General features: G+C 44.0%; 20 protein-coding genes. 9 read left to right on the top strand and 11 right to left on the bottom strand.

Annotated features, from left to right (window positions below; genetic code table 11):
• Nucleotides 1–100: 100 nt before the first annotated feature.
• The 9 genes from hemH to IDJ76_RS14525 form a co-directional block, all read right to left on the bottom strand.
• On the bottom strand, nt 101–1,120 hold the full coding sequence (gene hemH, locus IDJ76_RS14565) for a ferrochelatase (RefSeq protein WP_191164063.1): 1,020 nt from the start codon (nt 1,118–1,120) through the stop codon (nt 101–103).
• A gap of 98 nt (nt 1,121–1,218) precedes the next feature.
• Nucleotides 1,219–1,893 (bottom strand): fatty acid desaturase, encoded by a 675-nt coding sequence (locus IDJ76_RS14560; RefSeq protein WP_224746331.1) that lies wholly within the window; start codon nt 1,891–1,893, stop codon nt 1,219–1,221.
• A gap of 51 nt (nt 1,894–1,944) precedes the next feature.
• Nucleotides 1,945–2,796: a 4-hydroxy-3-methylbut-2-enyl diphosphate reductase gene (locus IDJ76_RS14555; protein ID WP_191164062.1), complete on the bottom strand. Its 852-nt coding sequence runs from the start codon at nt 2,794–2,796 to the stop codon at nt 1,945–1,947.
• Nucleotides 2,797–2,947: 151 nt separating this feature from the next.
• Complete coding sequence (locus tag IDJ76_RS14550) at nt 2,948–3,607, bottom strand: carotenoid biosynthesis protein (protein WP_191164061.1); 660 nt, start codon at nt 3,605–3,607, stop codon at nt 2,948–2,950.
• On the bottom strand, nt 3,586–4,605 hold the full coding sequence (locus tag IDJ76_RS14545) for a glycosyltransferase (RefSeq protein WP_317173970.1): 1,020 nt from the start codon (nt 4,603–4,605) through the stop codon (nt 3,586–3,588). Before IDJ76_RS14545 ends, IDJ76_RS14550 begins: the two co-directional genes overlap by 22 nt.
• A 70-nt stretch (nt 4,606–4,675) precedes the next feature.
• Nucleotides 4,676–5,296: a lysophospholipid acyltransferase family protein gene (locus tag IDJ76_RS14540; RefSeq protein ID WP_191164059.1), complete on the bottom strand. Its 621-nt coding sequence runs from the start codon at nt 5,294–5,296 to the stop codon at nt 4,676–4,678.
• Between the two features lies 1 nt (nt 5,297).
• A complete protein-coding gene (locus IDJ76_RS14535) occupies nt 5,298–5,921 on the bottom strand; it encodes a lysophospholipid acyltransferase family protein (RefSeq protein ID WP_191164058.1) in 624 nt (207 codons plus the stop codon).
• Nucleotides 5,918–6,736: an alpha/beta fold hydrolase gene (locus tag IDJ76_RS14530; RefSeq protein WP_191164057.1), complete on the bottom strand. Its 819-nt coding sequence runs from the start codon at nt 6,734–6,736 to the stop codon at nt 5,918–5,920. Before IDJ76_RS14530 ends, IDJ76_RS14535 begins: the two co-directional genes overlap by 4 nt.
• A 237-nt stretch (nt 6,737–6,973) precedes the next feature.
• On the bottom strand, nt 6,974–8,185 hold the full coding sequence (locus tag IDJ76_RS14525) for a 3-deoxy-D-manno-octulosonic acid transferase (RefSeq protein ID WP_191164056.1): 1,212 nt from the start codon (nt 8,183–8,185) through the stop codon (nt 6,974–6,976).
• A 65-nt stretch (nt 8,186–8,250) separates the two neighbouring features.
• On the opposite strand from IDJ76_RS14525, the gene IDJ76_RS14520 reads away from it, so the two are divergent.
• The 5 genes from IDJ76_RS14520 to IDJ76_RS14500 all read left to right on the top strand — a co-directional run bounded on the left by IDJ76_RS14520 (nt 8,251) and on the right by IDJ76_RS14500 (nt 13,453).
• A complete protein-coding gene (locus IDJ76_RS14520; RefSeq protein WP_191164055.1) occupies nt 8,251–9,561 on the top strand; it encodes a UDP-glucose dehydrogenase family protein in 1,311 nt (436 codons plus the stop codon).
• On the top strand, nt 9,561–10,547 hold the full coding sequence (locus tag IDJ76_RS14515) for a UDP-glucuronic acid decarboxylase family protein (RefSeq protein WP_191164054.1): 987 nt from the start codon (nt 9,561–9,563) through the stop codon (nt 10,545–10,547). Before IDJ76_RS14520 ends, IDJ76_RS14515 begins: the two co-directional genes overlap by 1 nt.
• 73 nt (nt 10,548–10,620) lie before the next feature.
• Complete coding sequence (gene galE, locus IDJ76_RS14510) at nt 10,621–11,643, top strand: UDP-glucose 4-epimerase GalE (protein WP_191164053.1); 1,023 nt, start codon at nt 10,621–10,623, stop codon at nt 11,641–11,643.
• Between the two features lie 13 nt (nt 11,644–11,656).
• The gene (gene rfbB, locus IDJ76_RS14505) at nt 11,657–12,709 is read left to right on the top strand and encodes a dTDP-glucose 4,6-dehydratase (RefSeq protein WP_191164102.1); all 1,053 of its coding nucleotides are present in this window, start codon (nt 11,657–11,659) and stop codon (nt 12,707–12,709) included.
• A 3-nt stretch (nt 12,710–12,712) separates the two neighbouring features.
• Nucleotides 12,713–13,453 carry a tyrosine-protein phosphatase gene (locus IDJ76_RS14500; protein WP_191164052.1) on the top strand — a complete coding sequence of 247 codons (741 nt, stop codon included), beginning with the start codon at nt 12,713–12,715 and terminating at the stop codon, nt 13,451–13,453.
• Nucleotides 13,454–13,600: 147 nt separating this feature from the next.
• Here IDJ76_RS14500 and IDJ76_RS14495 read toward each other — a convergent pair whose 3' ends face one another.
• Entirely contained in the window at nt 13,601–14,839 is a 1,239-nt protein-coding gene (locus IDJ76_RS14495; protein ID WP_191164051.1) for an ABC transporter permease, read from the bottom strand.
• 144 nt (nt 14,840–14,983) lie between these two features.
• On the opposite strand from IDJ76_RS14495, the gene IDJ76_RS14490 reads away from it, so the two are divergent.
• Nucleotides 14,984–16,006, top strand: a complete 1,023-nt coding sequence (locus IDJ76_RS14490) for a TlpA family protein disulfide reductase (RefSeq protein WP_191164050.1) — start codon at nt 14,984–14,986, stop codon at nt 16,004–16,006.
• A gap of 62 nt (nt 16,007–16,068) precedes the next feature.
• Here IDJ76_RS14490 and IDJ76_RS14485 read toward each other — a convergent pair whose 3' ends face one another.
• Nucleotides 16,069–16,422 (bottom strand): HesB/IscA family protein, encoded by a 354-nt coding sequence (locus IDJ76_RS14485; RefSeq protein WP_191164049.1) that lies wholly within the window; start codon nt 16,420–16,422, stop codon nt 16,069–16,071.
• A 90-nt stretch (nt 16,423–16,512) separates the two neighbouring features.
• Here IDJ76_RS14485 and IDJ76_RS14480 point away from each other — a divergent pair, with 90 nt between their 5' ends.
• The 3 genes from IDJ76_RS14480 to dnaA all read left to right on the top strand — a co-directional run bounded on the left by IDJ76_RS14480 (nt 16,513) and on the right by dnaA (nt 20,324).
• Entirely contained in the window at nt 16,513–17,043 is a 531-nt protein-coding gene (locus IDJ76_RS14480) for a DUF7935 family protein (protein WP_191164048.1), read from the top strand.
• On the top strand, nt 17,044–18,591 hold the full coding sequence (locus tag IDJ76_RS14475) for an acyl-CoA mutase large subunit family protein (protein ID WP_191164047.1): 1,548 nt from the start codon (nt 17,044–17,046) through the stop codon (nt 18,589–18,591).
• A 308-nt stretch (nt 18,592–18,899) separates the two neighbouring features.
• Nucleotides 18,900–20,324, top strand: coding sequence for a chromosomal replication initiator protein DnaA (gene dnaA / locus IDJ76_RS14470; RefSeq protein WP_191164046.1), 1,425 nt, complete (start codon nt 18,900–18,902; stop codon nt 20,322–20,324).
• Nucleotides 20,325–20,484 lie beyond the last annotated feature (160 nt).

Genomic DNA, 20,484 nt, shown 5'->3' with positions numbered 1-20,484 from the left:
TCAAAATGATTTACGTTTTTAACGCTAACGTGCGATAAAATCGCCAAACTACAACCGCACTCGTTTTAAACGAGCGCAAGGTTTAAAATCTATCCTTCATTTAATTCTCCCGCACCATTTTCTCCAGCGCATCAATAAATTTAGGCGAATCGTTCAGGCTTTCAACCAATTGCACGTGCTCTCCACCCAGGGCTTTAAACTCGTCGCCGTACTCGGTAGTTACTTCGTAAACGGTTTCCAGGCAATCGGCAACAAAGGCGGGGCAAAATACCAGCAGGCGTTTCTTACCTTCTTTGGCTAATTCGGCAATGATCTCGCTGGTGTAGGGCTTCACCCATGGGTCGTTGCCCAGGCGCGACTGAAAGCAAACGGTGTATTGTTCGCGCGACAGGCCCATTTTATTTGCTATCAAACGCGCGGTGTCGTGTGATTGTGCCGAGTAGCAAAATTTATTGGTATCGTTTAATGTGTTACAGCAACCGTCAACTTTAAGGCAATAGTTTTGGGTGTGATCACATTTTTTGAGCTGCCGTTGTGGCAAGCCGTGAAAGCTAAACAGAATATGATCAAATGTTTCGGGTTGATATTTAGCTGCATTATCAACAAAGGTCTCGATCATCAGCTCGTTATCATGAAAAGAATTGACGAAACTGATATTCGGGATAGTTTGCCAGTCTTTAACCAAACTCATCACCTTATCATGTACCGAACCCGTACTGGCTGATGCATATTGCGGAAACAGGGCGATCACTTGGATCTCGGTAACCAATGCCTCTTTCAACTTCTTTAGGGCCGATTCTATAGAGGGACTCTGATAGCGCATAGCCAATTCAACCATGTACTCATCGCCCAGGCGCTGCTGCAAAGCTTGGTGTTGTAATATGCTGTAGTGCTTAAGTGGCGAGCCCGTTTGATCGTCCCAGATGGCTTTGTACAACTTGGCAGACTTTGGCGCGCGGAAGGGAACAATTATCCCTTTTACCAATACGGTGCGTAGTGCTGCGTTCACATCAATCACCCGCGGGTCCATCAAAAACTCATCTAAATATTTACGTACATCCGCAGTAGCCGGACTATCGGGCGTACCTAAATTTACCAGTAAAACTCCCTTTTTTGCCATAATATATACCTGCAAAAATAAAATAAGTATTTGTGTTTATAGCAGTTAAATATCAGCGGAGTGTTAATTTAGAATAGATATTGAGGACGAATAATTCATTATCCTTTAACCTGCCATAGTTTCCACCACGGCACCCAGGGCGCATCGTGATGTTCATAATGATAGCCAAAAAAGTAGCAGCTAAAAAATGCAAGGAAATGATTACGCCGTAAACTGCGGCTCTGGTGTTTATTATCGTGCTCGCCCTTATGGGGTAAATAGGTGCCAAAATAAAACAGCTGTAACGTACTTAACAACGATGGCACCACCCAAAACACAATGAGATTGGCTTGTGGGATCCATATCTTCAACAGGTTAAATAGAGCCGCCATCACCACAATTTGCCAGATGGATAAGTAGTTGCGGATAAATCTAATATACCAGCTAAAAAACGTTCCCTGATGATAATCGGGATCCTCATCGGTATGCACATGATCATGGTGCTTGTGATGTTTGGTATACAATTTTGGATACCAGAAAGATGCGTAAAATGCTGTACAGGTAAAACCTATCGCATTATTTACAGATCTATTAGGCGCTACCGTTCCATGCATAGCATCGTGCGCGGTAATAAACAAACCGGTGTACAAATGCATCTGCACCAATATGAGCAGATATAATAGCGGGTTGGCAAAGTTTACCCGCCATTGCATTAATAAAATAGTGGATGTTACCCAGCAACCGATGACCAGCAGGGCAATAAATAAACCGGTATATGATGCTGATTTTTTCAAGATAAGAGCGTACTCAAAGGCGATGACTTTTACATAGCAAATAGCGTGCTGCTAATAACTTTCCAATACGGCTTTAACCTGCTGCATTAGCCACATAGGGGTTGAGGTAGCGCCGGCAATGCCCACGGTATCGCCCGGGGCAAACATAGATGGATCGATCTCGTTAGCGGCAGATACAAAGTAAGTGTCGGGATTATGCTTGCGGCATACCTCGTACAACACTTTCCCGTTTGACGATTTTTTGCCGGATACGAATACGATCTTATTAAACCTGATTGCAAATGCAGGCAAATCTTTATCCCTGTTTGACACCTGGCGGCAAATGGTATCATTAGCTTTCACCTCGTACCCGCGGGAGAGCAACTCTTCTTTGATGCTGTAAAATTTTTCCATGCTTTTTGTGGTCTGTGTATACAGTGTAAAAGCACCGGGTAAATCAGCATTGTCCAGTTCCGAGATATCCTGAAATACCAGCGCATCGCCGTTTGTTTGCCCTTCCAGCCCTATCACTTCGGCATGGCCGTGTTTACCAAAGATCAGGATCTTCTCGTTAACATCGTATGATGTTTTAATACGGTTTTGCAGTTTTAACACTACCGGGCACGATGCATCTATCAGTGTAATATTATTTGCTAAGGCAATTTTATACGTTTCAGGAGCCTCTCCGTGCGCACGGATCAATACTTTCTCGTCACGCAGGTTAGCCAGTTCGGCGTGCTCTATAATGCGCAAACCCAGTTTTTTTAATCGCGTAACTTCCTCATCATTGTGCACAATATCGCCAAGGCAATACAGGTAGCCGTCTTCCGCCAATATTTCTTCGGCCATATCAATGGCATAAACCACCCCAAAGCAAAAGCCCGAGTCCTGATCTATCGTTACCTTTAAGTTTAATTCGCCCATGGTTTTGCAAAAATAACTAATTATTAGGTTAAAGGAGCAAGGTATAGGGTTAAACGTAAAATTTGAAATTGGGATGGCGAAATTAGGTTAATGGAGAAAGGTAAAAGGCAGCTCCCGTATAAAAACCTTTGCGGCTTCGCGCCTTTGCGCGCTACACTAACAGCAATACCAAATTCAAAACTCCAAAAAAAACAAACTCTGTAATCAACAACACTGGTGCGGCATAGCTTTGTTTTTTAAAGCGAAACAGCTCAAAAACATACAATAAAACTGCACTTACCAAAAACCAGCAGATGTAATTTTTTAAGGGGATGCTTCCGTTAAGCCAGTGCCAGTAATCGAATTTAATAGCCACAGGTTCAATTAAAATATCAAGCAATACCAATGCGGCGGCACCTGTTATCACCCTAAAAAAAACGCTTTTTAAACGGCTGTGCTGCATAGTTACCCCGGCGGCGTAAACAAGCAGGAACCAGTTTACACCTATCATCAGCGGGATGCCTAATACCTTGTAGCCTAATGTACCACCATAAGCATAGCTACCAAAAAGCAGGCCGGTGTGCACCCCCACCCATTCCACCATATAGCCAATAAAAAAGAGGATCAATATTAGCAGGCCAAATTTGCTGTTGATATTTTTATGATTTAGTCCAATTACCACCAGCATCAGTAATAAATGAAAGGGGACTATCTGCAAAAACAACAAACGGGTTGCAGGCAATGCAAAACCAATAAGACCAACCACATGAAACAGTATGATAATGCCGGTAGCTAAACGCGTATTGATGGTTAAATTTTGCGGCCTTTCCATTCTGTGGTTTTGGTGAGTCGTTTTTGTATCGAGGTAATGCCAATAAGCAGCAAACTTAGCATTTGCCAGGGATGCAGCACTAAATTGCGTGATACATTTTGCCCGGCCAGCAAAGATATCATGATCCGGGTAAGCATCATCAATCCTATCATTATAAATATGAGGTTGATGTTCATGGCCAACACCACCACTATGGGCCCGCCGATAATGAGCAGCAGGTAAACTAAAAACCCGATGATGTTGTAGTTAAAGGCGGCCAGAAAATTTTTGCCAAAACCATTTACCGCCTCCTTGTATCCCTTATACATGCGGCAACTGATCAATCCGTTGGCCAGTAGCGTCTCGCCGTTTTGTTTCGAGGCCTTGACCAGCTTCATAATTTCTACATCCTCCACCACTTTGTTTTTGGCGAGCAGGTGCCATTGGTATTCGCGGTACAGTTGGGCGTTAAAGAGCATAAATTGCCCGCTGGCTGCCGCAACCGATGCGCTTTTTACGAGGTAAACTAACCGTAGCGGCAGCAGATTTAATAAGATATAATGCATCAAGGGCACAACCAACTTCTCGCCCGGGCTTATCATTTCCTGATTTGTGAATAAGCTAAGCAGGCTTAATTTTCTTAAATACATGCGGTGAATGGTGCTGTTCAACAATCCGTCGTACACCTTGTCATCGGCATCTAAAAATAAAAAGAACTGCCCTGTGGCTCGTTGGGCCAATTGGTGGCAGGCATAGTTTTTACCTAACCAACCCGCCGGAAGAGGCGCGCCTTTAAGAACTTTAAATTTTGGATGTCCGGCCGCAAAAGCGTCGCACAAGGCAAAAGTCCCGTCGCTCGAGTTATCGTCCAGAATGATCACTTCATAATTACCATGATCCTGCCGGTGGATGGATTGCAGCAGCGTTAATATATTTTCCGCCTCATCTCGCGCAGGGATCAGAATGGAAACTTTATCGGGGTAGGCTTTGCCGATGCGCTGCAATTTGGGGTTCGACACAAAATTGAACAGCGTGACCGTAAAACGCAGGATCAAAAAAATAAAGGTTACTAATAAGACAATAATCACTTTATACGGTTATTTTAATTTGCTGCGCCTTGGCATTAAGATAATGTTGCTGATAGTTTTGTTGCATTGTCGTTAAATCGTACAAACCGTCATCAGCTTTTGCTAAATAAACGTTTACCGTCGGCTTTTTATACTGCAGGCTTTCAATGAAGGTCGCCACCTGCATTAATTGGTATTTACCGGCAGCGGCTTCCGTTATTTTTTGCAGGCCTTTTTCAAAATTTATATCATCTGTAAAATTAGAATAAAGTTTACCCTGAGGAAAGATAAGTACGAGATTGCGCGGATCTTTCAATAATTCAGCAGCGTAATCCAGTGATTTTAAAATATCCCTGGAATTTTTATTGACTGAGAATGCCCCAATATATTTAAAAAAAACGACCTCGCGCATGGTCTCTTCTATTACCATTACATGATAGCGCTTGTTAAATACCTTTTGATTGACGTAATACATCAAAAAACCATCCCACCAGCTAAAGTGATTGGCTAAAAGCAATATCGACTTATCGTTATCCACATCAACCCCGTTAAAATTCACCGATTGAAAATTTCGCTGCACCAGGTTAAGGATGTAGTGGTGAAAAAACCAGCGGATGAATTTATTTTGCTGCGGATAGATCATATTAATGCGCTACGTTTACCTGGTCTTTTAAAGCCTGCCGATGAAAGGCATTGATCTTTTCGGTTAGTTCATCAAAACTTAATTCACCCGCCAAACCACAATCAAACAGGTGAAAGTATACCGACGGTTTAAGGCTTTCGAAATAATCTATCAGCGCGCAGTTGTACACGATCTGACAGGGGGCCTTTATGTTTTTGATCAAGCGTTCTATGCCCTTCTCCACTTTAATTTCGGTAGTATGGTTGGATATCAATTCGCCCTGCGGGAAAACTACCACCAGGTTCTCTGGGTTGTTCAGCAAACCCGCAGCGTATTGCAACGATTTTACCATCTCGCGCGAACTACGGTTGATAGAGAACCCTCCAAACAAGTTGAGCAGCATGCGCTTTTGCAGGTGGTCTTCCTGCATCATAATATATAGTTTACGGTCAAGATGCCAGTAGGCCAGGTAATTGCCCCAAAGGCCATCCCACCAGCTAAAGTGATTGCATAGTAATAATACCGAATGGCCGGGTTTGGGTATAAACGGTAGCACCTCCAGTTTGTTAAAGGCCTTGCGCATGCGGTAACGCATGTATATGGCAAACCAGTTACTAAAAAGGGCTACTCTGCGGGCGGGTATCATCGGGGTAAATTTACTAAATACTCATCTAATTGTTTTACCACCAGCCAATGCCCCAGGGCAACCTCATGCACATCAGGTTTATCCAGCAGGGCGATAAAAGGTTCTGCCGCTATACGCGGAAACAAATTATCGTGCTTGCCAAATATCAACCGGCATTTGATAGGATGCTGATTGATGAACTGTGCTATTTTATGAATATCGGGTTTTAACAAACGGATAAGGTTTAGGGTATAATAAACATCCTGCCGTTTTTGTTCGGTATCAATTTCATTATAGGCTATCTGGTACAGGCTATCATCTATAAAGTTTATTTTCTTGAGGTTTTTGAGCAGCGAGGGTGCCAGCCATTTACTTTTGGTAACCTGCCTGAAAAGGAAACGCCCCACCGGCTGATAAGTTAAAAAATGAAAGCCTTTGTAAACCGATAGCCCGTCAGGCGCCATCAGGATCACCTCGTCTACCAGATCGGGATATAGCTCTACCAGTATCAGCGCAATATTGGCACCGATAGAGTACCCCATTACAGAGAACCGCTGCCTGCCGTGTACTTTAAACCATTCTTCGGCATAGGCGGCCACCGTAGCTTTGGGCATGCCGTTTACGATCTGCTTTTCTGTCCAGTTGGTTAGTTTACTCTCTCCGTGAAAAAAATGATCAAAACCGTAAACATGGTAATCCTGCAAAACGGATTGCTCCAGCACATGAAATTGCTTCCCCGTCATGCCATAGCCATGAAAAGCCAGTAACGGCTTTGCGCCGCTGCCGTATTCATGATAATGCGCCTTACCCAGTCCCGGGAGATCTAAAAAACCCATAGCTGGCAATATTAATAAAATGAACCGGGATGATACAGATTTTTACAATTTATGGATGAAATTCCAGCTCCAAGTATGTTCATGTTCACGTATGAACACCGTGAACACCGTGAACATTATCTAATTTGCTGATAATTAACTATTTAAAAAAACACCTGCTGACACGATCATGTCACCAAAAATATCGTTACGCTTTAAATGCAATTCTTTAGAAATTCCAAAAATCTTTAAAAATCTCTAATGCCGCTCTTTAATATATTTCAAAATCGCGGCCGTTGCGCCGGTATTCTCTTCTACATATTTCTTAGCAATACTCGCGCAGCCCTCACGGAATTGCGCATCGTCCATTAAACTTGCTGCAGTTGACAATAATTCCTCCCCATCAGCAATACTGAATGCCGCATTCAGGCCTACTAAATCTTTAGCTTCTTTAAACCGCCCGTAATTTGGCCCGAAGATGATGGGCATGCCGAAAGCGGCTGCTTCCAGCGTATTATGGATACCCACACCAAAACCGCCACCGATGTAGGCCACATCGGCATATTGATATAAAGACGATAGCATCCCGATATTGTCTATGATGAGGGTATTTAAGCCAAAATTTGCAGTGCCGATCTCCGAGTATTTGATGGCCCGTTTATTCAACATCCCAAATAGACCGTTTATATGGTTTGCGCTGGTTTCGTGCGGGGCGATGATGAATTTCCACTCGGGGTATTGTTTGATCAGCGGTATCAGCAGCTGTTCATCGGCAGGCCAGGTGCTGCCGGCAATAAACAGCTTTTGTCCGTTTTTAAACTTCGCTATCTCCGGTAAAGCTTTGGGCAATTGCGCGTTTGCCCACACCCGGTCAAAACGGGTATCGCCGCTAATGGTTACGCTGGTTACCCCTACATCGTGCAACAAATGCTTACTGTCAATATCCTGCACAAAAAACCAGGTAACCAGTTTAAGCATTTTGAGGTGCAGGCCGCCATACCATTTAAAAAACACCTGGTTAGGCCTGAATATGCCCGATATGATGTAAAGCGGCACATGCCTGTTATGCAGCTCATTAAAATAGTGGTACCAATACTCATATTTGGTAAAAATGGCCATCACCGGGTTAATAGTTGCTATGAATTTTTGTGCATTGGCAGCCCTGTCAAGGGGTAAATAATACACAGCATCGGCAAGCGGGGTATTTTTTCTGACCTCGTATCCCGACGGCGAAAAAAACGTAACAACTATAGGTTGTGATGGGTATTGCTTTTTAACAGCCTCTAAAACGGGCCTGCCCTGTTCAAATTCGCCTAACGAGGCAAAATGAAACCAGATACTCGAATTTAGTGGATTAACTTGCTGGTTTTTACGCCCGCTTATCCACATTTTGGCTTTATTTTTATAAACAGATGCTATATAAACAAGTGTGTAGTATATTGTGATGCCAATGTTATATAGTACAAGCATTTTAAGTTTGTAATTATTATCTTCGTCGGGCATAAAAGTAATAACATTAATATTAAAAAATCTTTATGAAAATAGCTGTTGTTGGAACAGGTTATGTAGGCTTGGTAACAGGCACATGTTTAGCAGAAACCGGTAATCAGGTTACCTGTGTAGACATTAACGAGCAAAAAGTTAAAATGATGCAGGATGGCAAGCTCCCTATTTATGAGCCGGGCCTCGAGCTGTTGTTCCATCGTAACATTAACCAGAAAAGGTTATTATTTACCAGCGACCTTGCCAGTGCTATTGCTGATGCGCAAATTATATTTTTAGCCTTGCCAACCCCTCCGGGTGGTGATGGATCGGCCGACTTAAGCTACGTGCTGGGTGCCGCCAGAGACATCGCTAAATTAGTTACCGGTTACAAAGTTATTGTTACTAAATCTACCGTGCCGGTTGGTACTGCTGATAAAGTTACCGCAGTTATAAAAGCAAACACTAACATAGAGCTTGCCGTGGTATCAAACCCCGAATTTTTACGTGAGGGTGTTGCAGTAGAAGATTTTATGAAGCCCGACCGTGTAGTGGTTGGTACCATGGATGAGCGTGCCCGCAAGTTAATGGCCGAGCTTTATGGCCCATACGTACGGCAGGGTAACCCGGTTATCTTCATGGACGAGCGCTCGTCTGAACTTACAAAGTATGCTGCCAACTCTTTCCTGGCTACCAAAATATCATTCATGAATGAGATTGCTAACCTGTGCGAACTGGTTGGCGCCGATGTGGATATGGTACGCCGCGGTATTGGTGCAGACAACCGTATTGGTAACCGCTTCTTGTTTTCGGGTATCGGTTACGGTGGTAGCTGTTTCCCTAAAGATGTACAGGCACTGGCCAAATCGGCCGAAGAAAACACTTACGATTTCAAGATCCTGAACTCTGTAATGGAGGTGAACGAGATCCAGAAAAAAGTATTGGTACAAAAACTGAAAAAATATTACAATGGCGACCTTAAAGGTAAAAAATTCGCGATGTGGGGCCTGGCCTTTAAGCCGGAAACCGATGATATACGCGAAGCACCCGCTTTGTACATTATTGATGAGCTGATAAAAGAAGGGGCTACCGTTCATGTATTTGACCCCGAAGGGATGCCTAATGTAAAAGCTATTGTAGGTGATAAAATAGCCTACGGCGAAACACCTTATGATGTCTTAGATGATGCCGATGCATTATTGATCGTTACAGAATGGTCTTTATTCCGCACCCCTGATTTTGACCAGGTTTCAGAAAAGTTAAAAGCTAAAGTTATTTTTGATGGCCGTAACCTTTACGACCTGCAAAAAATGATTGACCTTGGGTATTATTATAACAGTATAGGCAGAAAGATAATTAGCTAATGGCAAACCGCAAACGTATATTAATTACCGGGGCAGCCGGCTTTTTAGGTTCGCATTTGTGCGACAGGTTTATTAAAGAGGACTACCATGTTATTGCGATGGATAACCTGATCACAGGCGACCTGCGTAACATAGAGCATCTTTTTAAACTGGAAAACTTTGAGTTTTACAACCACGATGTTTCTAAATTTGTACATGTAAGTGGCGAGCTGGATTACATCCTGCACTTTGCATCGCCGGCAAGCCCTATAGATTATCTGAAGATCCCTATCCAGACTTTAAAGGTAGGATCTTTAGGTACGCATAACTTATTGGGATTGGCGCTGGCCAAAGGTGCGCGCATGCTCATCGCTTCAACATCAGAAATTTATGGCGACCCAACGGTTAACCCGCAGCCAGAAGAGTACTGGGGTAACGTAAATACCGTTGGCCCGCGTGGTGTTTATGACGAAGCTAAACGTTTCCAGGAATCTATCACCATGGCTTACCACACCTTCCACGGTTTAGAAACCCGCATAGTACGCATCTTTAATACTTACGGCCCACGCATGCGCCTTAACGACGGGCGCGTATTACCAGCCTTTATTGGCCAGGCACTGCGCGGCGAACCGTTGACCATGTTTGGCGATGGCTCACAAACCCGTGCGTTTTGCTATGTAGATGATTTGATTGAAGGCATTTACCGTTTGCTGCACAGCGATTACAGCCAGCCGATGAATATTGGTAACCCTGATGAGATCACTATTAAAGAGTTTGGTGATGAGATCATCAAATTAACCGGTACCGACCAAAAAATGATCAGCCTGCCTTTACCAACAGACGACCCAAAACAGCGCCGCCCGGATATTACCAAGGCCAAAGCAATTTTAGGATGGGAGCCAAAAGTAGGCCGCGCCGAAGGTTTAAAGATCACCTATGAATACTTTAAATCGCTGCCTGAAAAGGAAATTCTGCATAAGGATTTTACCTATTACAACAAACACTAACCACCTCAAAAAACTGCAGCAAAACACTTTCTGCAGTTTTTGAGTATATAGTACTACCTATTAAATAACAACGATGAAAATTTTAGTTACAGGCGGTTTAGGTTTTATCGGATCGCATACCGTGATCGAGTTGATCAACGCGGGTTATGACCCTATCGTAGTTGATGACCTTTCTAACTCCGATATTAAAATTTTGGAGCAACTAACCAAGATCATCGGTTTTAAACCCGCCTTTCACAAATTAGACCTTTGTGATGAGCAAGCAGTAAAGGCATTTGCCGATAACGAGGCAGCAGATATTGAAGGAATTATTCACTTTGCAGCGTTTAAGGCTGTTGGCGAGTCTGTTAAACTTCCGCTTAAATACTACCGCAACAACTTCTTCTCGCTGGTAAACATCCTTAATGCTTTTGAAGGCCGCGGCGTAAACCTGGTATTCTCATCAAGCTGTACCGTATACGGGCAGCCCGAGCAATTACCGGTTACCGAAGATGCCCCTGTACAACCTGCGCAATCACCCTACGGCAACACCAAGCAGGTGGCCGAAGAAATATTAAAGGACGTGATCGCATCGGGCAGTGATTATAAAATGATCTCGCTACGTTACTTTAATCCGGTGGGTGCGCATGAGTCGGCCCTGATTGGCGAGCAGCCTATCGGTGTGCCGCAAAACCTGGTACCCTTTATCACCCAAACAGCCATTGGCAAACGCGAAAAACTGATGGTTTGGGGCGGCGACTACAATACGCCCGATGGTAGCTGCGTTCGTGACTATATCCACGTGGTAGACCTGGGCCGCGCACACGTTGCTGCTTTAAAGTTAATGGAGCAACAAGATTTTACAGGTATAGACTTTTTTAACATCGGCACCGGTAAGGGTAGCTCGGTATTGGAAGTGATTAAAGCATTTGAAGCAGCAACCGGCGTTAAACTGAACTATGAAATAGCCCCCCGCCGCGATGGCGATGTGGAACAAGTTTGGGGCGATGCCACTAAATCAACAGAAAAATTAAACTGGAAGGCGGAGCTTGACCTCAACACCATGATGTCGTCTGCCTGGAACTGGGAAAATTATATTTCCCAAAACCCGTTATAAGTATATTATTATGATCAAGAAAATTATTATCACCGGCGGTGCCGGCTTTATCGGCTCACATGTGGTGCGCCGTTTTGTTACTAACTATCCCGACTACCAGATCATCAACCTGGACAAACTTACCTATGCCGGTAATTTGGCCAACCTGAAAGATATTGAGGATAAGCCTAACTACAAATTTGTAAAGGGCGATATTGTCGACCTGGAATTTATCAATAAGCTTTTTGAACAGGAACAACCGGATGCTGTGATCCACCTGGCGGCAGAGTCGCACGTGGACCGTTCTATTACCAACCCTTTAGAGTTTGTGATGACCAACGTTGTGGGTACTGTTAATCTTTTAAACGCCGCCAAAAACCTTTGGAAGGGCCAGTACGACCAAAAACGTTTTTACCATGTATCAACCGACGAGGTTTACGGCACTTTGGGCGATACAGATATGTTTACCGAGAAAACGGCTTACGACCCACACTCACCCTACTCGGCATCAAAGGCAAGTTCAGATCATTTTGTAAGGGCGTATTATGATACTTACGGATTGAACACCGTGATATCAAACTGCTCTAACAATTACGGATCTTTTCACTTTCCTGAAAAACTAATCCCGCTGGCTATTCACAATATTACGCAGCAAAAACCGGTACCGGTTTACGGCAAAGGCGAGAATGTGCGCGACTGGCTTTGGGTAGAGGACCATGCAAGGGCCATAGATGTAATATTCCACAAAGCTGCTAATGGTACCACCTACAATATTGGCGGCCACAACGAGTGGAAGAATATAGACCTAATTCAATTGCTTTGCAGCATTTTAGATAAGAAACTTAACCGGGCGGAGGGTGAATCGGCAAAGTTGATCACTTACGTAACAGACCGTGCCGGCCATGACCTGCGTTACGCTATCGATGCCACTAAATTAAAAGATGAACTGGGCTGGGAACCATCTATAACTTTTGAAGAAGGGTTAGAGAAAACGGTAGACTGGTATTTACACAACGAAGAATGGTTGAATAACGTAACATCTGGCAACTACCAGGATTATTACAGCGAGCAGTACACTAACCGTTAATTGATGTTTGGACTTTTTAAGAAGAAGGAAGTAAAAAAAACGGTAGACTTTAACTATAGCGGTGTTATGGTTGATATGCACTCGCATGTGTTGCCGGGAATTGACGACGGTGCCCAAACGCCCGAAGAATCTATCGTGCTGATCAAAAAGCTGATGGAGCTGGGTATCACAAAGATAATTGCTACCCCGCATGTGATGATCGATTACTATCGTAACGATCATGAAAGCATCAATAACGCGCTTACAATTCTTAAAGATGAGTTAAAAAACCAAAACATAACTATTGACATTAGTGCTGCCGCCGAACATTACTTTGACGAAAGTTTTGAGAAACGGATAGACGACGGCCATTTGTTAACCATGCCCGGCAGTTACGTTTTGTTTGAGGTATCGTTTGTTAACCCGCCGCCAAACCTGCTTCAGATCATCAAAAAAATGATAGACCTGGGCCATAAGCCCATCCTTGCCCACCCGGAACGATACACTTATATGGATATAGAGCAACTGCGCTGCATCAGGATGATGGGGTGCAACCTGCAATTAAATACTATATCGTTAACGGGCTACTACGGTAAAACTACCAAAAAAATGGCCGAAGAACTGGTGGACAATGACATGGTTGATTTTATATCGAGCGATATGCACCACCCGCGCCATGCCCACGCATTAGAGGATGCGCTGCAATACCCGCACCTGCATAAGCTGCTGTTTGATTATCCGTTGAAGAATGTATTGCTGAAGTAGATGTGCGGATGTGCAGATTTCAGATGTGCAGACGCTTTGCAATTGTATATCGATATTGTCTTAACATCTGCACATCTGAAATCCGAAATTTGTAATCTGCACATCCGCACATTTGCACATCTGCACATCTGCACATCCGCACATTTTTTACTCGTATCGCAAAGCCTCTACCGGGTCAAGTTTGGATGCTTTTTTGGCGGGGTAAAACCCGGATGCCAGGCCGATAAAAGAGCATAAGCCTATTGCAGCGAGCAGCCAGAACCAGGGCACTACAAACGTTCCGCTAATTTGTACGGCTATCAGGTTACCCACGGCCATCCCCAATATAATACCGCCGAAACCGCCTATCAGGCATATCACAATCGCTTCAATTAAAAACTGTTTACGTATTACAGATGGCGTTGCGCCTATGGCTTTACGTAAACCAATTTCCCGTGTGCGTTCCGTCACCGATACCAGCATAATGTTCATCAACCCTATGGCAGCACCTAATAAGGTGATGATGCCAATACCAAAGCCGGCGGCGGTTATCCCGGCCAACTGCCCGCTGAGTTCCTGTTGTATCGAGTCGCTTCTGAAGATCTCAAAATTATCTGGCTGGCCAATACGCAGGCCGCGGATGTTACGGAAAAGCGATGTGGTTTCACCAATGCTGGCATCCAATGCACCGGGGTTGCTTACCTGTATTGTTACAGAAAATGACGGTTTAGATGAGGCTACGATCTGCCTGGCCTTTTGTACCGGGATAATACAGAATTTATCGCCGCCAAAACTGTTACTGCCTTTTGAAAGCAGCACGCCAATGATGCGAAACTTATTACTGCCTAATAATATCGATTTATTGATAGGGTCGTCGTTCTTAAAAAGTTTTTGTTTTAACTCATCGCCAATGATCACTACATTACCGCCATGGTCAACCTCGGCGGTCGAAAAATTACGTCCAAAAGCCATTTTGTGCCCCTTAATAGCCAAGTAATTTTCGTTACTGCCTATTACCTGTATGTTAGGGTTAGTTTTTATGCTGTTGTACTTGGCAATGGCCGTACCGGATACGGTAAGATCAATACTGGTGCGCACCGGGAGCTTAAACGTTTCTTTAAAACGAACGGCCTCCTGATAACTAATAGCGGGGTACATTTTACGGTGTCCGCCCCGGCCAAAACTAATGCCCGACCCCCGATTTTGGATAGTGAACGAGTTGGCGCCCAAGCCGGCAAAGGCATCGTTGGTGTATTGGCGGATCCCCTCAATAGCGGTGAGGATACCCACCAGCGCCATAATACCAATAGCAATAATGAGTGCCGTAAGCGAGGTACGCAACCGGTTACCACCTATGGCCTGCAACGCTATAGCAATGTTTTCTTTGTAAGTAGTTTTTACCGGCATGCTATAAATATAAAATCTTGAGGGTTTGACTGTAACACAAAGCGTTTTGTTACAGCGTACTGTTATTAAATTATTAAGATTACCAAACAGATTTGCGCGGTTACAAAACAAAAGCTACCTTCAACTTAACCAACAAGCAAATTGATGAAGAAATTTTTACTGCTGATTATAACCGGCGCAATATTTATGGGTCAGAGCAATGCGCAGACCACAACAGTTGTGACACGTAGCGAAATACCAAAACAACCAGGTTTCACAACACCTGTTATTGACGAAAATACGGTAGTAAAGGATTCTACCGGACAAATGTTGGCGTATAAAGATTGGCAGCCTTTGTTACGAAGCGGTAATTACTCTATCAGAAGCACACAGCGCCTGAATGAAAAGCCCGTTTTTTCTCTTGTCAGGTTAAGCGCTACCGAAAAACAATTTTTAACCGGCCGAAGAAATGCAGCATTAGCAAACTCATCGGCAGGTAGTAATGAGCAACCTAAAATGGCGGGTACACAACCTGTTATGAGGCCTCCTGTTATAGATGAAAACATAATCGTTAAAGATTCGGCCGGGACAGTTTACCCTTACGCAATTTGGCGCGCCATGATACGTACGAACGATTATACTTTGCGCTGGTTTAGAAAAAGCGCTGCCGACTCGGCTTCATTTACCCTGGTGAAAAGAACACAGGCTGAGAAAGACGCAAGGATGGCAAGCTTGCCAAAACCTGCTGAAAGTGACCGTTTTAAAAAGGGGGACAAGTTTTCCTACTTTAGCGGAAAAACCTTAAACGGCGAGAAACTTAACGCTAAAACAATGGCAGGCAAAGTGATTGTGCTTAACTTCTGGTTTATTGGCTGCCCGCCCTGCCGCGCCGAAATACCCGACCTGGATGCAATTGCCGCACAATATAAAGACAACAAAGACGTAATATTTGTTGCTATCGCGTTAGATGAAAGTTACGAGATAAAGGATTTTTTAAAAACCCATCCGTTTAGTTATGATATCATATCTGAAGGGACCTACGCAACCAATAAATATGGGGTGCATCTATATCCCACAAATGTGATCATCAATAAAGAAGGTAAGGTAGCCTTCTCCAGTGTCAGCAATCAGCCAGCCAACCCCTACTGGATCAAAAAAACGATCGAAGAAAGTTTAGCCGCAAAATAGCCCAACAAAAAACGGCTCCCTGATTTTCAGAGAGCCGTTTTAATATCTAAATGTATTGGGATTTATACTGAGAATGAAGTACCGCAACCGCAGGTACTCGCTGCGTTAGGGTTATTAAAGGTAAAGCCACGTGCATTTAGTCCGTTCTGGAAATCTATCTGCATGCCAGCCAGATATAATCCATGTGCTTTATGCATAAACACCACCAATCCGTCGATAATAAATTCCTGATCGCCGTCTTTCTTTTGATCAAAGCCTAAAACGTAGCTCATTCCCGAGCAGCCGCCGCCTTCAACGCCGATACGTAACCCAAAATCTTCGGTCAGTTCCTGCTGGTCTCTTAGTTTAAAAAGTTCTTTTACGGCACCTTCTGTAAAGGTTACCGGGGCAGTTAAGGTTTCGACAGTAGTGCTCATCTTATTTGTAATTAACTATACAAATATAAGGTAAAATGCGGATTTTTGTTGCAGCCGGTTTATTTATGACCCCTGCCTAACATTTTCAAGATGGTACTTTACAGCTTACTCATTGATATATTAAAATATACCATGGCCGGTGTTGGCGTGGTTTACATTGCGTTTTACCTGTTTAAACCGTACATGGACAGATCGGCCACGATCCAACTGGCCGAACTGAAGAAATCCATCAGCAGCCAAACCCTGCCGCTGCGACTGCAAGCTTATGAACGCCTGGTGTTATTTGCTGACAGGATCAACCCTGCCAACCTGCTCATCCGCCTGAGCGGTAACGGTTACACCGCTGCCGAACTCCATAGCCTGATAGTAGCCGATATCCGCAACGAATTTCAGCATAACGTTACCCAGCAAATTTACGTGAGCGAACGCGCATGGGCAGTAACCAAACGTGTAAAAGAAGATACGCTGAGCGTAGTGAATACTGCCATAAAAGCCCTGCCCGAGAATGCCACCGGGTTAGACCTGGGCCGTATTATATTGAACCATTTGAGTAAGCTGGAACAAAACCCTTACGATATCGCTACCGATCTGATCCGTAAAGACCTGGAGGACCTGTTTTAAATGGCTGATAAAAAATTCACCACCATATCCGGGATAGATATCAAGGAAGTTTATACCGAACCATCGGGCATGGCAGAACTTCCCGGCCAATTTCCCTACACCCGGGGCATTCAGAAAGACATGTACCGCGGAAAACCGTGGACCATGCGGCAATATGCGGGCTTTTCTACCGCCGAAGAAAGCAACAAACGCTATCACTATTTATTAAGCCAGGGCACCATGGGCCTTTCGGTAGCATTTGACCTGCCTACTCAGATAGGTTATGACAGCGATCATGAATTATCGGAAGGTGAAGTAGGCAAAGTAGGTGTAGCGATAGATTCTTTAAAGGATATTGAGATCCTCTTTGCTGGTATCCAGTTAAAGGATATCACCACCAGCATGACTATAAATGCTACGGCATCTATCCTGCTGGCCATGTACATTGCTTTAGCCAAAAAACAAGGCGCCGACCTAAAGCAGATTTCGGGTACTATCCAAAATGATATATTAAAGGAGTACGCGGCGAGGGGCACTTATATTTACCCGCCTACGCCATCCATGCGTTTAATTACCGATATTTTTGAATATTGCAGTAAAGAGGTGCCTAAATGGAACACCATATCTATATCTGGGTACCACATTCGTGAGGCTGGCTCAACCGCCGTGCAGGAACTGGCCTTTACATTGGCCAACGGTAAAACGTATTTAAAGGCGGCTTTGGATAAAGGGCTCGACATCAACGTATTCGCCAAGCGCCTGTCATTTTTCTTTAACTGCCATAATAATTTCTTTGAAGAGATTGCCAAATTCCGTGCGGCTCGCCGGATGTGGGCACATATCACCAAAAACCTGGGCGCAACCGACCCGGGGGCACAAAAACTACGGTTCCACACGCAAACGGGGGGCTCTACGCTCACCGCACAACAACCTATGAATAATGTGGTGCGGGTAAGCATGCAAGCGTTGGCTGCTGTATTAGGCGGCACACAATCCTTACATACAAACGGTTACGACGAAGCCCTGTCCCTCCCTACCGAAGCAGCAGCCAAGATAGCCTTACGCACCCAGCAGATCATCGCTTTTGAAAGTGGCGTAACAGATACGGTAGACCCACTGGCAGGATCCTATTTTATAGAGGCCCTTACCGATGAGTTGGAAGCGGCCGCACAATTATATATTGACAAGATTGACGCCATAGGCGGATCTGTAAAAGCGATTGAGCAGGATTATATTCAACAGGAAATTGCCGCGGCTGCCTACCAGTATCAAAATGACCTGGAAAGCGGCGACAAAATATTAGTAGGCGTTAACAAATTTACCCAGCAAGAAGAAGTTGCCCAAAACGTATTCCGGGTTGATGATGCCATCCGCAGGCAACAAATAGAAAAACTTATCCGTTTAAAAGAGGAGCGCGATAACGATAAGGTTGAGCGGGCCCTGCAAAATTTAACAGTTGCAGCAAAGGGTACCGATAACCTGATGCCTTATATTTTAACCGCAGTAGAATGCTACGCAACCCTTGGCGAGATAGCCGATTCGCTGCGTAATATCTTTGGAGAATATTGAGAAATTTTATCTTCCTAATTAAGGATTTCTTAAAACATTACATCGAAAATTAATCAACATTTTTAAACAGAAAGGTGTTACAACTTTCAAAAGCGCGATACAAGCAAACTGGTGCATAAAACACCGCTTTGCATGCGAAATATAGTGTTAATAACTTTAATATTCCTAATGCAAAAGGTTAATTTTTATAAATATATTTCTCTAAATATGTTTTTTTATCCGCTTATTTTTTGAATATTCGATGTTCCGAAACGGCCGAAAATCCTGCCGCTTCGGGTACTGTAAATCAAGATATTACTAATACTTCTATGGAAAAAACTTGTACTAACGTTTGGAATAGCTGCCTTCAGATCATCAAAGACAACATACCGGCACAAAGCTTTAAAACCTGGTTTGAGCCAATTAAAGCTTTGCGTATGGAAGGTAGCGTTCTGACTATACAGGTACCAAGTTTGTTCTTTTATGAATGGTTAGAGGAACATTATGTACAGCTGCTGCGTAAAACAATTAAGAAACAATTAGGCGACGAAGGTCGTTTAGAATACAACATTGTTGTTGAGCAATCATCCGCTAAGCCGTACACTACTAATATGCCCTCTAACGGGAATGGTGCCGAAGCTAAAAATCAGTCTATGCCGATACCAATCTCTATAAATAAGGATATCAAAAATCCGTTTGTGATACCGGGGTTAAAGAAACTGAATGTTGACCCGCAGCTTAACCGCAACTACACCTTCGAAAACTTTGTTGAGGGTGATTGTAACCGCCTGGCCCGCTCGGCCGGTTACGCTGTCGCTGCCAAACCCGGTGGCACCTCATTTAACCCGCTGATGATATATGGTGGTGTTGGCTTGGGCAAAACCCACCTGGCACAAGCCATTGGTAACGAAATAAAACGCACCCTGCCCGATAAGTTGGTCTTATACGTAAGCTGCGAAAAATTTACCCAGCAGTTTGTTGATGCCTTGAAGCATAACAACATTAATGATTTTGTGAATTTTTACCAGGCCATTGATGTACTGATCATGGATGATGTGCATAACTTTGCCGGTAAAGAAAAAACCCAGGATTTCTTCTTCCATATTTTTAACCACCTGCATCAATCGGGCAAGCAACTGATCATCACATCAGATAAAGCGCCTAAAGATCTGGCCGGTTTAGAGGAGCGCTTGTTATCCCGTTTTAAATGGGGCCTTTCGGCCGATCTGCAGATCCCAGACCTGGAAACCCGGATGGCGATCCTGAAAAATAAGATCTATCAGGACGGTATCGAATTATCTAACGATGTGGTTGAATATGTTGCCCACAATATTGATAATAATGTGCGTGAACTGGAAGGTGCAATGGTGTCATTACTGGCGCAATCAACCCTAAACCGCAAGGAGATCGACCTGAACCTGGCCAAGCAAATGCTGAAGAATTTTGTAAAGAATTCTGCCAAGGAAATTTCAATGGAATATATCCAGAGCCTGGTTTGCGAGTACTTTGAAGTACCTATAGAGATGGTTAAATCACAAACACGTAAACGCGAAATTGTACAGGCCCGCCAAATCTCGATGTACCTGGCCAAGGCTCATACCAAAAGCTCTTTAAAATCAATCGGTAACTTCTTCGGCGGCCGCGACCACTCTACCGTGATCTATGCCTGCCAAACGGTAGAAGACCTGATCGATACCGATAAAAAATTCAAAGGCTATGTAGCCGATATCCAAAAGAAACTTAAAATGTCGTAATTGATATTTTCAAAATATTGGAGAGCCTCGCAAATGCGGGGCTTTTTTGTTTATTTGAGGCGGCCGGAGGCCTCGTAATAATCCTCACTCGGCTGGAGCCGAGCGAGTGCAGTTTTTTTTATTAGCGACCCGCGCTGTCGCCCGGCTCCAGCCGAGTGAC

This window comes from Mucilaginibacter glaciei (assembly GCF_014773245.1).
Lineage (GTDB): Bacteria > Bacteroidota > Bacteroidia > Sphingobacteriales > Sphingobacteriaceae > Mucilaginibacter > Mucilaginibacter glaciei.
The sequence above is the reverse complement of the archived record's forward strand: the minus strand, read 5'-3'. Positions and strand labels throughout refer to the sequence as shown.

What these genes read in the sequence shown, in the direction of transcription:
- IDJ76_RS14525 (WP_191164056.1), bottom strand. Translation starts at nt 8,185, where the DNA reads ATGCTTGTACTATATAACATTGGCATCACAATATACTACACACTTGTT.
- IDJ76_RS14485 (WP_191164049.1), bottom strand. Translation starts at nt 16,422, where the DNA reads ATGAGCACTACTGTCGAAACCTTAACTGCCCCGGTAACCTTTACAGAA.
- IDJ76_RS14495 (WP_191164051.1), bottom strand. Translation starts at nt 14,839, where the DNA reads ATGCCGGTAAAAACTACTTACAAAGAAAACATTGCTATAGCGTTGCAG.
- IDJ76_RS14555 (WP_191164062.1), bottom strand. Translation starts at nt 2,796, where the DNA reads ATGGGCGAATTAAACTTAAAGGTAACGATAGATCAGGACTCGGGCTTT.
- IDJ76_RS14475 (WP_191164047.1), top strand. Translation starts at nt 17,044, where the DNA reads ATGGCTGATAAAAAATTCACCACCATATCCGGGATAGATATCAAGGAA.
- IDJ76_RS14520 (WP_191164055.1), top strand. Translation starts at nt 8,251, where the DNA reads ATGAAAATAGCTGTTGTTGGAACAGGTTATGTAGGCTTGGTAACAGGC.
- IDJ76_RS14530 (WP_191164057.1), bottom strand. Translation starts at nt 6,736, where the DNA reads ATGGGTTTTTTAGATCTCCCGGGACTGGGTAAGGCGCATTATCATGAA.
- IDJ76_RS14480 (WP_191164048.1), top strand. Translation starts at nt 16,513, where the DNA reads ATGGTACTTTACAGCTTACTCATTGATATATTAAAATATACCATGGCC.
- hemH (WP_191164063.1), bottom strand. Translation starts at nt 1,120, where the DNA reads ATGGCAAAAAAGGGAGTTTTACTGGTAAATTTAGGTACGCCCGATAGT.
- dnaA (WP_191164046.1), top strand. Translation starts at nt 18,900, where the DNA reads ATGGAAAAAACTTGTACTAACGTTTGGAATAGCTGCCTTCAGATCATC.
- IDJ76_RS14490 (WP_191164050.1), top strand. Translation starts at nt 14,984, where the DNA reads ATGAAGAAATTTTTACTGCTGATTATAACCGGCGCAATATTTATGGGT.
- IDJ76_RS14550 (WP_191164061.1), bottom strand. Translation starts at nt 3,607, where the DNA reads ATGGAAAGGCCGCAAAATTTAACCATCAATACGCGTTTAGCTACCGGC.
- IDJ76_RS14515 (WP_191164054.1), top strand. Translation starts at nt 9,561, where the DNA reads ATGGCAAACCGCAAACGTATATTAATTACCGGGGCAGCCGGCTTTTTA.
- IDJ76_RS14535 (WP_191164058.1), bottom strand. Translation starts at nt 5,921, where the DNA reads ATGATACCCGCCCGCAGAGTAGCCCTTTTTAGTAACTGGTTTGCCATA.
- IDJ76_RS14500 (WP_191164052.1), top strand. Translation starts at nt 12,713, where the DNA reads ATGTTTGGACTTTTTAAGAAGAAGGAAGTAAAAAAAACGGTAGACTTT.
- IDJ76_RS14540 (WP_191164059.1), bottom strand. Translation starts at nt 5,296, where the DNA reads ATGATCTATCCGCAGCAAAATAAATTCATCCGCTGGTTTTTTCACCAC.
- galE (WP_191164053.1), top strand. Translation starts at nt 10,621, where the DNA reads ATGAAAATTTTAGTTACAGGCGGTTTAGGTTTTATCGGATCGCATACC.